Origin of the sequence: Corynebacterium sp., from assembly GCF_030532325.1 — a bacterium.
Classification (GTDB): domain Bacteria; phylum Actinomycetota; class Actinomycetes; order Mycobacteriales; family Mycobacteriaceae; genus Corynebacterium.
This window is the reverse complement of record NZ_JAUNLS010000023.1, coordinates 1-12,161: the sequence shown is the minus strand read 5'-3', so window position 1 is coordinate 12,161 and position 12,161 is coordinate 1. Positions and strand designations below refer to the sequence as shown.

Below are 12,161 nucleotides of genomic sequence, written 5' to 3'. Positions count from 1 at the left end.
CCTAGCGCTCGCGGTCGAAATCGCGCTGCAGGTGGACCAGGCCCAGGCGTACTCCGTCCTTGGTGTGGATGTTGGGCATGCGGCCGGTCTCGGTGAAGCCGAACTTCTTGTGCAGCGCGATGGAGGCCTCGTTGGTGTCCACGATGTAGGTGATCATCGTCTCCACGTAGTCGTTGTCCTCCGCGTGATCCATGAGCGTGGCCATAAGCTCGCGGCCGACACCCTTGCCGCGGGCGGATTCCGCGATGTAGACGGAGTCCTCGGCGGTGCCGTAGTAGATGGCCGGGGTGACAAACTGGAAGTAGGCCGCCCAGCCGATGACCTCATCGTCCTCCACCGCCACGAAGGCGGGGAAGCCCTCGCGCTCCATGTTCTTCAGCCACTCGGCGCGGTCCTCCACTGATTCCTCCCAGGTCACCAGGTTGGTGGCCGGAACCGCCGCGGAGGCGGAGTTGTAGATGTCGGCCATGGCGGCGGAGTCGCTAAGCGTGGCGGGGCGAACGTGCATGAGGCGAAGTCCTTAAACGATGAGTTGGAGGTGGGTGAGGTCCAGCCAGTGGTCGAACTTGCGGGAGACCTCTCTGAAAGTACCTACAGTGGCAAACCCGAACTTCTCGTGCAACTTGATGGAGGCAGCGTTGGTGGCCACGATGCGAGCCAGCAGCGTGTGCACCTTCTCATCGGCGCGGGCGCGCTGAACCACCGCTCCCAGCAGCTGCGTGCCCACGCCCTTGCCCTGTGCGGCAGGGTCGAGGTAGATGGTTGTTTCGTAGCTGCCCAGCCAGACTGCGGGATCCCCGAACGGGCGGTAGAGCGCCCACCCCAAATAGGTGCCCTGATCATCCTCGGCGATGAGGCAAGGGCAGCCGTCGTTATGGAGCTGCTCGAGGTGAGCTTTGCGCTCGTCGACGGTGGCCTCGTGGGCGCGGAAGATGACGTCGGTGTTGCGAATTGCCCAATTGAGGGTGTCCGTCATCGCCGGGACGTCGGCATGGGTGGCGTCGCGGATAATCATGGCAGCAGCATTACAATTGCGGGCATGTCTAAGAAGAAGCCACGCCCCGTTCCGGTTCCCTTGGCGGGAGTGAGAGGGCTGATCGACGCCCACACGCACCTCGCCTCCTGCCCCGACGAAGACTCCGCGGTGGTGGAGCGCGCCCACACCGCCGGCATCGAGCGCATCGTCACCGTGGGTGATGGCCTGGCCGAGGCTGAAAAGGCCCTGGAGGCGGCCCACAGCTTTGAGAAGGTCTGGGCGGCCTGCGCCATTCACCCCACCAAGGCCGGCGAGCTGGATGAGGCCGCCCGCGCGCGGCTGAGCGAGATGGCGCGCGACCCGCGCTGCGTGGCCATCGGAGAGACCGGGCTGGATACCTACTGGATCACCCACGAGCCCGAGCGCACAGCACCCCTGGAGGTGCAGATCGAGGCCCTGCAGTGGCACGCGCAGTTGGCCGCGGAGGTGGGCAAGACGCTCATGATCCACAACCGCGAGGCGGATGCCGAACTCATGGAGGCTCTCGAACAGTGCCCGCAGCCGCCGAAGGTCATGCTGCACTGCTTCTCCTCGCCGCTGGAGGTGGCCCGGCAGGCGCTGGAGCGCGGCTACGTGCTCTCCTTTGCAGGCAACGTCACTTTCAAGCGCAACGAGGAGATGCGCCAGGCGGCAGCACTCGCCCCGGCCGGCCAACTGCTCATCGAGACTGACGCCCCTTACATGACGCCCGAGCCCTTCCGCGGGGCGCGCAATGAGCCCTCGCTGATCGGGCACACCTATGCCTGCGTGGCCGAGGCCAGGGGAGTGGCTATCGAGCAGCTGGTGGAGGAGGTCAACGCCACCTTCGACGAGGTCTTTGCTATGTGAGCATTCTCATAGTCGCCGAAGCAGCAGGACAGCGGTGATGCGCGGGAATGGTGTGACTCGAGTGTCCCACGGGGTGTTCCGGTGATTCGGGGCGAATGATTAGCCTCGACTGTTACGCGCTGTTATCGTATTGTTATTCAATATTCGCCTGCGGGAAACACGGTTTCCGGCCCCGCCCCGCGCGGGCGCCACGGCCCCTGAGGACTCCGCTCAATCAGGGCCCAGCCCACCGCCACGCAGGCGCACGCGGAATGCACACGAGAAGAAGAATGAGGATTATGTCCCCGAAGAATCAGATCAAGCGCATCAATAACACCCGCTCCCTTCCCCTGCGCGTGGCCACCGGCGGCGTACTGGGCACCCTGGCAGTGGGCGGTGTCGTGGCCGTCGGTTCCCAGAAGGACGTCACGCTCGACGTCAACGGTGAGACCATGACCCTGGCCACCTTCGCCGGCGACGTCAACGGCGCACTTTCCGCTGCCGGCGTGAGCGTCAACGGTGAGGACGTGGTCTACCCGGCTCCTTCCGAGCAGCTGCGCGACGGCGATAACATCACCGTGCGCACCGCAAAGCCGGTGGCTGTGACCATCGACGGCGTGGAGCAGCGCTTGTCCTCCACGGACCTCAAGGTCTCCGACCTGCTGGCCGGCCTGCAGGGGGTTACCCCGGGCTCCGCCATTACCTCCGGCGATAAGGAGGTGGATGAAGACGAGCACGTCTCGGAGGGCATGAACCTCGAGGTCACCTCGCCGAAGATCATCAAGATTAACGATGGCGGCAAGATCTCCTACGCCAACATCGCGGCCAAGACCGTGGCGGACGTCATCAAGGCCCGCGGCATCGACGTGGACGAGGATGACCGCGTCTTCCCGGCCATGGACACCCCGGTCACCGCTGGCATGTCCATCAAGGTGGACCAGGTCTCCACCACGCTGTACGACGCCGACGAGGAATTCGACGCCCCGGCCAACTACGTTGATGATCCGGAGCTCAGCGAGGGCACCGAGGAGATCCGCGAGGAGGGCGTGAAGGGCAAGCGCACCGTCACCCGCAAGCTGGTCATGGTTGACGGTGCCAAGGAGTCCGAGGACATCGTCAAGGAGAAGGTCACCGTCGAGCCTAAGGCCGCCACCATCGCGCGCGGCACCAAGCCGGCCTCCTCCGCCCCGGCTGTCGCTGACGGCTCGGTGTGGGACTCCCTGGCCCAGTGCGAGGCCACCGGTAACTGGTCCATCAACACCGGTAATGGCTTCTCCGGCGGCTTGCAGTTCACCCCGTCCACCTGGGCTGCCTTCGGCGGCACCGAGTACGCGGCCGAGGCCTGGCAGGCCTCCCGCGAGGAGCAGATCGCCGTGGCCGAGAAGGTCCAGGCGGCGCAGGGCTGGGGGGCCTGGCCGGCGTGCACCTCCAAGCTCGGCATTGGCTAACCTATAACGCATGACTGAACCCCACCTGCTCGGCCCGGCGGAGATCCGTGAGCTCGCCGCGGCCTTGGACGTGACCCCAACGAAGAAGCTGGGGCAGAACTTCCTGCATGATCCGAACACCATCCGGCGCATCGTCGCCGCGGCGGATCTTGAGCGCGAGGATCGCGTGGTGGAAGTCGGCCCCGGGCTCGGGTCTCTCACCCTCGGCCTGCTGGGGGCTGTGGACGATCTCACCTGCGTGGAGATCGATCCGCGTCTGGCCGCGCAGCTGCCCGAGACCATCGCTCAGCGCGCCCCGGAGCAGGCCGGGAACCTGAAGCTCATTGAGAAGGATGCCCTCAAGCTCGACGCCACCGAGCTCGGCGAGCCTACGTCCGTGGTGGCCAACCTGCCCTATAACGTGGCGGTTCCGGTGCTGCTGCACATCCTGGAGCTCTATCCCTCCATCCGCCGCGTGCTGGTGATGGTGCAGCTGGAGGTGGCCGAGCGTCTGGCCGCTCAGCCCGGCAGCAAGGTCTACGGTGTGCCCAGCGTCAAGGCCTCCTTCTACGGCGACGTGCGTCAGGCAGGCACCATTGGCAAGAACGTCTTTTGGCCCGCTCCCAACATCGAGTCGGGGCTGGTGCGCATCGACTGCCACGACACCTACGACACCGCATTGCGCCCGCGGCTTTTCGCGCTTGTCGACGCCGCCTTTGCCCAACGCCGCAAGACCCTGCGCGCGGCGCTTTCGGGATTCTTCGGCTCCGGCACGGAGGCGGAGAGCGCGCTGCGCGCGGCGGGCATCGACCCCACCCTGCGGGGGGAGAAGCTCTCCGTGGCCGACTTCGTGCGCCTCGCAGAGGTTACCGCGGAGGTGAGCCATGACTGATTACGACGTACACCACCAGGACCCCGAAGACGAGGACGCCCCGCGCTGGAACATTACCGGGCGGTGGACGGCCAGGGCGCACGCCAAGGTCAACCTACACCTCGGTGTGGGGGAGGCCCGCGAGGACGGCTTCCACGAGCTCGCCACCGTGTTCCAGTCACTGCAGCTGCACGACACCGTCACCTATGAGCCCAGCACCAAATTCCTGACGTTGAGCGTCGACGGGCCGCACGCCGCCGGCGTGCCCACGGATGAAAACAACCTGGCGTGGATGGGCATGCGCTTTGTGTCCCTCAACTTCGGCGTGGACTTTCCGCGCGGCCACCTGCACCTGCACAAGCAGATTCCCGCGGCCGGCGGCATGGCGGGCGGCTCTGCCGACGCCGCCGCGGCCATGAAGCTGGGCAGCGCGGCGTGGGCCACCATCACCGGGAAGCCGGAGGCCGCAGAGGAACACAACCTGCGGCTCGCCGGTTTCGTGGGCTCCGACGTGCCCTTTACCTGGATGGGCGGGACTGCCCTGGGCCACGGCCGCGGCGAGCTGCTCACCCCGATGATGTCGCGCGGTGAGTACATCTGGGCCATCGTCACCCACCAGGAGGGCCTGTCCACCCCGGCAGTCTTTCGCAAGCTCGATGAGCTGCGCGCAGTCGGCCGCGGCAGCGAGCCCCACATGGACACCACCGCGGTGGGCCAGGCGCTTATCTCCGGGGATCCGCACGCGCTGGCAGCGGCCCTGCACAATGACTTGCAGGTCGCAGCGCTGTCCCTGCGCCCGGATCTGCGCAAGGTGCTCGATACCGGCAAGGCCGCGGGCGCGTTGCAGGGGATTATCTCCGGCTCGGGGCCGACGTGCGCGTTTTTGTGCGAAGACGAAGAAACCGCCCTCGAGGTCATCGCGCAGGTCACTGCGGATAACCGCGGCACCAGCGGGTTGGTAACCCGTGGTCCGGCGCCGGGGGCGGAAGTAGTGGAGGAAGTCTATCCCCTCTAGCGGGGGCGCCTCCTCCTCACGGTTCTTTTCTAGAGCTCTTCTTCTAGAGCACACTCATCTCGGCTTCTAGAGCACACTCATCTCGGTGGGGCGCACGTCGAGGTCGAAGCGGTTGACCTCCTTGAACTCGAGGAGGTCGATGACCACCAACTGCTTCTTGGTGGCGTCGGTGATGTAGGCGTAACCGTCGGTCGCCTTGAGGATCGGGCCGGGCTGCTGCCACTCCTCGTTCTCGCGCCACTCGGAGATGGCGTCGATCTTCTTAGTCACCTTGCCGGTGTCCGGGTCGATGACGTTGAGCTTGCCGTCGGTGGTGAGCACCAGGGCCTCGCCCAGCGGGCCGCGGGCCAGGGAGCGGAACCAGTAGGAGGAGCCCAGCTCCACCTTCTTGGCGGAGTAGTCCGTGGTGTTGATGAGTGCCACGGAGGTGGGGCGCTCAAAGTCGGCGTCCTTCTCGGTCTTGTTATCCGCCAGGATGACGTCGGACTCCTCGGAGCCCACGGAGTTGCCGGAGCGCTGGTAGCCGTCCTTGCCGGCGTAGGCAGAGACGTCAATCTTGTGGAACTTCTGTCCGTCGAAGACCACCGGGCCGTCCTCGCAGCCGAAGAAGAGCGAGCCGTTGGCCGCGGCGGACTCGCCGTGCACGCCCGGGCACTCGGTGGTCTCCGCGAGCACCTTCTTGTTCTTATCCAGGTGCTGGATGGTGGTGCGCTTGTCCTCGGTGCCCTTGGTCATGACGATGGACCCGTCCTTGAGCGGCACGGCCACGCCGTGGTGGGCAGCGCCCGACTCGAAGGTGGTGATGTCCTTCGGGTCCGCAATCTGATCGGTGGGCAGCACCTGGGCCGTGCCCTTGCCGTCGGAAAAGAGCGCGGTGAAGCCGTCGTGGTGAACCACGTGGCCGGCGTGGGGAGCGTCGAAGGTGGCCTCATCGAGCTCGGGGTCGGCGGTGTAGTAGTGCTTGTGGTCGCCGTGCTGCTTGGCAATCAGCCCAGAGTCGTAGGTGAGGAACTTGTCACCGGAGGTGACCATGACGTGGCGGCCGTCTCCAGCCTCGGATAGGCGCAAGAAGCCGGGCAGCTCCTCGGTGTCGAGCACTTTGCCGGTCTTGGCGTCGTAGGTGGTCAGGCCCCCGTCGTGGGAGATGGCGATGCGATTGGGCAGCTGGGCTACCTCGGTCTCGCCCTCGCCGGCTTCCATGCCGTCGTGCTCGTGATCATCGCCGTGACCGTGGCCCTCGTGCTCGTGATCATGGCCCTCATGCTCATGGTCGTGCTCGTGGGCCTCGGAGGTGGCCGGGGCGGCGGAGTCATCGGACGAGGAGCAAGCGGTGACCAGCAGTGCGGAGGTGGCTAGCACCGCGAGAAGAGATTGTGCAGATTTTTTCATAGTGCACCAATCTATTAGGAACGGTAATCATTTGCAATTGTGTGGGTGCGGCGTGTGTAACTGGGGGTGCACTGTGGGGCGGGCGCGCTGTCAGGTAGGAGCGCTGCGTATCCCTGCGATGTGGTGGGGGAGCGTGCCGTGCCAGGCACTAAGATGAGACGCGTTATGGCAAACCTCATCAACCTGGAAAACGTATCCAAGTCCTTTGGCTTGAAGACCCTCCTCGACGGGGTATCGCTGGGCGTCCAGACCGGCGATCGCATCGGTATCGTCGGCATCAACGGCGGCGGCAAGACCACGCTGCTCGAGGTGCTGACCGGAATCGAGCCGCCGGACAGCGGGCGCGTTTCCCACAACTCAGACCTGCGCATGGCGGTGGTGACCCAGCGCTTCGATCTTGCCGAAGACCTCACCGTGGCCCAGGCCATCATTGAGCCGCTCGGCCTGGAGACCTACGAGTGGGCCTCCAACGCCAAGGTGCGCGACGTCCTCGGCGGCCTGGGCATCGTGGACCTGGGCCTGGAGACAAAGGTCGGAGCCCTCTCCGGCGGCGAGCGCCGCCGCGTCAACCTGGCCGCCGCGCTGGTGCAGGACCTCGATCTCGTCGTGCTCGACGAGCCCACCAACCACCTCGACGTCGAGGGGGTGCAGTGGCTGGCTGAGCACCTGCTGCGCCGCAAGCTGGCCATCGTCGTGGTCACCCACGACCGCTGGTTCCTCGACACCGTGGCCACCCGAACCTGGGAGGTGCACGACGGCACCGTGGACCTTTACGAGGGTGGCTACAACGACTGGATTTTCGCCCGCACCGAGCGCGCCCGCCAGGCCGATGCTGCCGAGCAGCGCCGCCAGAACCTGGCCCGCAAGGAGCTGGCCTGGCTGCGCCGCGGCGCGCCGGCGCGTACCTCCAAGCCGCGCTACCGCATCGAAGCGGCCGAGGCCCTCATCGCGGACGTCCCCGCCCCGCGCGACAAGGTTGAGCTCATGGCCTTTTCCAAGCAGCGCCAGGGCCGCGTGGTCATCGAGCTGGAGGATGCCACCATCTGCACCCCGGACGGGCGCACGCTGGTGGATCACCTCACCTGGCGCCTAGCGCCGGGCGAGCGCATCGGCCTCGTCGGCGTCAACGGCTCCGGCAAGACCACCCTCCTGCGGGCGCTGGCCGGCGAGGTGGAGCTGGCCGCAGGCAAGCGCATCGAGGGCAAGACTGTGCGGCTGGGCTGGCTGCGCCAGGAGCTCGATGATCTAGATCCGGAGCGCCGGCTTATCGACGCCGTCGAGGACGTCGCCACCTACGTCCAGCTGGGCAAGAAGGAGCTCTCCGCCTCGCAGCTGGCCGAGCGCCTCGGCTTTTCGGCCAAGCGTCAGCGCACGCCGGTGGGGGATCTCTCCGGTGGCGAGCGCCGCCGCCTGCAGCTGACCCGTGTGCTCATGGCTGAGCCCAACGTGCTGCTCCTTGACGAGCCCACCAACGACCTCGACATCGACACCCTCCAAGAGCTGGAGTCCCTGTTGGATTCCTGGCCGGGCACGCTCGTGGTCATCTCCCACGACCGCTACCTCATCGAGCGCATTGCGGATAATACCTACGCGCTCTTCGGCGACGGCAAGCTCACCAACCTGCCCGGCGGCATTGATGAGTACCTGAGCAAGCGCGCGGCGATGGAAGCCCAGCGCAGCAGCGGCGTGCTGGACCTTGGCTCCGCCAACACCGACGCAACCGCCAACACGGTAGCCGCTCGTGGCGCACAGGAGGCGCACAAGGCGCAGAAGAACGAGAAGAAGCTCAGCGCCCAGCAGGTCCGCGAGCTCAGCAAGAAGATGAACGCCCTGGAGCGCAAGATTGCCAAGCTGGATCAGAGTACGGACAAGCTCAACGAGCAGATGGCCAAGGCGGCCGAAGAGGTGGACACCGCCGAGCTGACCCGGCTGGATGGTGAGCTCAAGAAGGTCAGCGCTGAGCGCGAGGAACTGGAACTGGAGTGGCTGGAACTCGGCGAGCAGCTTGAGGGCTAACGCATAATTTCATCACGATGCTATTAAAATACCGGGTCCCACTTTCCGTTGTGTGCTAGTTGTGGCACGGTAGTAAGCATGAGTTCTTCGCGTACGCTTTCCCGTTTGTCCGCTGTTGCCCTCGCTGGTGTTGTTGCGATGGGAGGCGCTGCTGCAGCTCAGGCACAGAGCCTGGAGCAGGCCTCCTCTCAGTTTGCTGCCCAGATCCCGCAGGGCTCCAGCCAGATCGAAATCCCGGCTGACGCCTACGGCGTGGTCTCCGATACCGCCAAGCGCTTCAACATTGCGGTGCCGGACTTCATCAAGCCGCAGGCCCCCGCCGTGGCCGGCACCGTTGCTGACGCCACCCGTGCCCACCTGAAGAAGCAGGGCCACCACTATGATGCCAAGGCAGAAGAGATTGCCAAGCACTGGGCCGGCCAGGCCGCTGAGGGCAAGGTGACCTTCTACGACAACGCGGGTGACGGCATCACCCACCTGGACATGGGCTCCGGCAACGTCTACCGTCTCACCCCGAAGACCGCCCAGGAGCGCGTCGATTGGCTCAACCGCGACGTCCCCGTCAACCAAGGCCCTGGCAAGGGCTTCGGCGTGGCCACCAGTTTCGACGGCAAGTACATCTACCTGGTGGAGTACTTCCTTAACTAACGCGCTGAGCTAACCCCGCGCCGCAGCGCCACAGCAGCGCGAAGCCGCCCGCCACACGAGGTTGGCGGGAGATACCGCCACAGTGCGAGCTCCAGTCCGGGGCCAGCACTGTGGCATCCTTCGTTTTCGACAGGTACGGTGGTGGGCATGATTTTGATTAACGTTCAGTTCCACGTCAAGCCTGAGTACGCCGAGACCTTCCTGGAGGAGATCGACTGGTACACCCAGGCCTGCCAGGCAGAGCCGGGCTGCATTGACTTCAAGTGGTTCCGCGATCCCACCGACTCCCAGCGCTTCCTGCTGCTGGAGTCCTACAAGGACGGCACCGACGTTGACCACGTCAACACCGAGCACTTCAAGCGCTCCTGCGAGGAGTTCCCCAAGTACCTGCTGGAGACCCCGGACATCATCAACGTCCACATTGACGGCAAGGAGTCTTGGGACAAGATGGCGGAGTTCTCCGTCGACTAAGACCGGCAACTCAGACTCAAGGGGCTGGCGCTTAAAGCGCGCAGCCCCTTGTTTCTTTCCTATTCGACCTGTGCCACGCGCCCGGTCTTATTTACTCGGTGCTGCCTAGCCCAGCTGGCACTGCGTGCTCAGGTTCTTGTCACCAGTAGAGTACTGTTCCAGTGCGTCTGCAAAGACCTGGGCGTAGGAATCAGCGGACTCGGGCAGCGGGTGCACCCCGTCGGAGTAGAGCAGCGCCGGGTTCGCCTGGGCTGCGCCGCACCAGTCAGCAAGGTAGACGTTGTCGTACTTCGCCGCTGCATCCACCACATCCTTGCGAGCCTGGTTCATCCAGTCGCGCTCACCGTAGGGCACGGCGAGGACGATGGTGCGATCCGGGCCGAGGAGGTCCACGATCTGCGCCATCTGATCCGGGAAGGCGGCGCCATTGGTGCCGAAGCCTAGGAACACCGTCGAGCGCAGCTGGCCGGAATCCTTGAGCTGCTCGAGGATGGAAATCGCCGCCGTGTAGTGGCGGGAGACGTCCGCGTCGATGTAGATGCCGGGGTAGCGCGCGCTGAGCGCCTGGGAGGCGGCCAGCATCACGGAGTCACCCACGGCGGTGATGTCGGGACCCTCAGGTAGCGCTCGGGCCTTCGCTGGGGCTTGGCGTGGCTGCGTCTTCGCGGCCCCACCAGCAGCCTCTTGGTTGGCGTCCTGGTTGAGCTGCTGCAGCTTCTCCAGCTCCTGCTCCAACTCGGACTTGTCGTTGGAGGTCACCAGCGCGTAGCCCACGCCAACCAGGGAGGCCACCACGAGGATGGGTGCGAGCGGCCAGAGCACCTTGCCCATCGAGTCGAGCAGCTCGTGGGCGCTGGGCCGGGAGGACCAGTACTGTTTCCACGTCTTCTTGTAGCCGCCGCGGCGGAAGGGGTTCTCCACGAACTGGTAGGAGAGCTCAGCCAGGCCGAAGGAAATCGGCACGGCAACTAGTCCCAGGATCCACGGGTTCTCGCTGTTGTGGTTGCCGTCAAACAACGCCCGCAGGATCATGATCACCGGCCAGTGCCACAGATAGAGCGAGAAGGAACGCTGGCCCAGCCAGCGCATCACGCCGGTGCGGAAGAGCACGGTCAGCGGGCCGCGCTCGCGTGCCACGCCCCAAATCATCAAAGAGCCAAGAATGCTGGTGAGCAAGAGCCCGCCGCGGTAGGTGAAGTCCAGGGTGGCGGTCATCCAGATAAGCTGAGCCACGTACGCCACGAAGGCGAGCGTGCCCACCACGGTGGCCACGCGGGCCTCCGTCTTGCCTGCCGAGGGCCAGGAATCCGCCTTCGGGTCCGCGGAGGTGGAGGTCATGAGCAGGGATAGAATCGCGCCGCACAGCAGGCCGAAGGCGTGGGTATCGGTGCCGTAGTACACGCGGGTGGGGTCCTCGCCCGGCACGTAGAGCGCCCACATGGCGGCCACGGAAGCCAGCGCCAGAACCACGGAGACCACAATGGGCGCCCTGCGCGGCCAGCGCTTCGCCATGACAAAGACGGCCACCATGATGAGAGGCCAGAACACGTAGAACTGTTCCTCCACGGCCAGCGACCAGTAGTGTGCGAAGACCTGAATCTCGTTGTCCGCAAAGTAAGACTGGCTGGTGGCAATCTGTGTCCAGTTGTTGACAAAGAATAGCGTGCCCAGGAACTGCTCGCGGATGCCCACGGCGAGGTCCCCGCCGAGTGCGGCCACCAGCGCCGTGCACAGCGTGAGCACCGTGACCGCGGCGGGCAGGATGCGGCGGAAGCGGCGCACCCAGAAGTCCTTCAAGCTGATACGGCCATTCACGCGGAATTCGCGCACCAGCAGCGAGGTAATAAGGAAACCGGAGAGGACAAAGAACATGTCCACGCCGAGGTACCCGCCCGGGAGGAAGTCCTGGAAGAAGTGGTAGAGAATCACCGCCAGCACGGCTAGGCCGCGCAGACCGTCAAGGCCCTTGACTTGGCGCAGGCGTGCGCGCCGGTTCTTCTTGACCTCCTTGGACTCCGCCGGCACGGCGAGTGCGTCCGGCTCGTGCTCGCTGGGCTGCGCTGCCGGTGCCGTGGTGGCTACCGCGCTTGCCGACGCCCCCTCTACCGTCAACTCCCCAGAACGCGCGGAGTCATTCACCGGGAGTGATGCTTTGGTCGCGGTTTTGCGTTGGCGTGCAGAAAGCGTGCCCACCTCGACGGAGCGGCGCGAGAGCGCGCGTGAAATCTCCGCTTCGGTTGCTGCATTGGGTTTTTGCTCTGCAGGCTTCTTCTCCACCGGCGTCTTGTCCACCGGCTTCTTGTCCGTAGGCTGCTTAACCTCAGCCTTTGTGTCCTCAGGCTTGTCGTTCTGAGGCTTTGTCTGCGGCGTCGGTTGTGCCTGAGTCTGTGGCGCCTTGGGCTTCGTCTCAGGCGTGGTGCCGGTGATCGCTGTGTTCTTGCGCTTGCCCTTGGCCTTGTTGTTGGCCTTGGCCTTGTTGTT

Annotated in this window: 11 protein-coding genes; 7 read left to right on the top strand and 4 right to left on the bottom strand. The window is 65.3% G+C overall.

Annotation, left to right across the window (positions count from 1 at the left end; translation table 11 throughout):
• Nucleotide 1: 1 nt before the first annotated feature.
• Both Q4E25_RS10385 and Q4E25_RS10380 read right to left on the bottom strand, forming a co-directional pair.
• Nucleotides 2-508 carry a GNAT family N-acetyltransferase gene (locus Q4E25_RS10385; protein WP_303156821.1) on the bottom strand — a complete coding sequence of 169 codons (507 nt, stop codon included), beginning with the start codon at nt 506-508 and terminating at the stop codon, nt 2-4.
• Between the two features lie 12 nt (nt 509-520).
• The gene (locus Q4E25_RS10380; protein ID WP_303156820.1) at nt 521-1,015 is read right to left on the bottom strand and encodes a GNAT family N-acetyltransferase; all 495 of its coding nucleotides are present in this window, start codon (nt 1,013-1,015) and stop codon (nt 521-523) included.
• Nucleotides 1,016-1,039: 24 nt separating this feature from the next.
• Here Q4E25_RS10380 and Q4E25_RS10375 point away from each other — a divergent pair, with 24 nt between their 5' ends.
• The 4 genes from Q4E25_RS10375 (at nt 1,040) to Q4E25_RS10360 (ending at nt 5,156) form a co-directional block, all read left to right on the top strand.
• A complete protein-coding gene (locus Q4E25_RS10375) occupies nt 1,040-1,864 on the top strand; it encodes a TatD family hydrolase (RefSeq protein WP_303156818.1) in 825 nt (274 codons plus the stop codon).
• A 278-nt stretch (nt 1,865-2,142) separates the two neighbouring features.
• Nucleotides 2,143-3,291 carry a resuscitation-promoting factor gene (locus tag Q4E25_RS10370; protein WP_303156816.1) on the top strand — a complete coding sequence of 383 codons (1,149 nt, stop codon included), beginning with the start codon at nt 2,143-2,145 and terminating at the stop codon, nt 3,289-3,291.
• 10 nt (nt 3,292-3,301) lie between these two features.
• Nucleotides 3,302-4,162 carry a 16S rRNA (adenine(1518)-N(6)/adenine(1519)-N(6))-dimethyltransferase RsmA gene (rsmA, locus tag Q4E25_RS10365; RefSeq protein ID WP_303156814.1) on the top strand — a complete coding sequence of 287 codons (861 nt, stop codon included), beginning with the start codon at nt 3,302-3,304 and terminating at the stop codon, nt 4,160-4,162.
• Complete coding sequence (locus Q4E25_RS10360; protein ID WP_303156812.1) at nt 4,155-5,156, top strand: 4-(cytidine 5'-diphospho)-2-C-methyl-D-erythritol kinase; 1,002 nt, start codon at nt 4,155-4,157, stop codon at nt 5,154-5,156. Before rsmA ends, Q4E25_RS10360 begins: the two co-directional genes overlap by 8 nt.
• Nucleotides 5,157-5,222: 66 nt before the next feature.
• On the opposite strand, the gene Q4E25_RS10355 is transcribed toward Q4E25_RS10360, so the two are convergent.
• Nucleotides 5,223-6,545 carry a hypothetical protein gene (locus Q4E25_RS10355; RefSeq protein ID WP_303156811.1) on the bottom strand — a complete coding sequence of 441 codons (1,323 nt, stop codon included), beginning with the start codon at nt 6,543-6,545 and terminating at the stop codon, nt 5,223-5,225.
• Nucleotides 6,546-6,710: 165 nt separating this feature from the next.
• On the opposite strand from Q4E25_RS10355, the gene Q4E25_RS10350 reads away from it, so the two are divergent.
• From Q4E25_RS10350 to Q4E25_RS10340, 3 genes are all read left to right on the top strand, one after another.
• Nucleotides 6,711-8,561: an ABC-F family ATP-binding cassette domain-containing protein gene (locus Q4E25_RS10350; RefSeq protein ID WP_303156809.1), complete on the top strand. Its 1,851-nt coding sequence runs from the start codon at nt 6,711-6,713 to the stop codon at nt 8,559-8,561.
• Between the two features lie 78 nt (nt 8,562-8,639).
• Entirely contained in the window at nt 8,640-9,209 is a 570-nt protein-coding gene (locus tag Q4E25_RS10345) for a hypothetical protein (protein WP_303156808.1), read from the top strand.
• A 147-nt stretch (nt 9,210-9,356) separates the two neighbouring features.
• Nucleotides 9,357-9,680, top strand: a complete 324-nt coding sequence (locus Q4E25_RS10340; RefSeq protein WP_303156807.1) for a putative quinol monooxygenase — start codon at nt 9,357-9,359, stop codon at nt 9,678-9,680.
• A gap of 105 nt (nt 9,681-9,785) precedes the next feature.
• On the opposite strand, the gene Q4E25_RS10335 is transcribed toward Q4E25_RS10340, so the two are convergent.
• Complete coding sequence (locus tag Q4E25_RS10335) at nt 9,786-11,660, bottom strand: acyltransferase family protein (RefSeq protein WP_303156865.1); 1,875 nt, start codon at nt 11,658-11,660, stop codon at nt 9,786-9,788.
• Nucleotides 11,661-12,161: the final 501 nt, after the last annotated feature.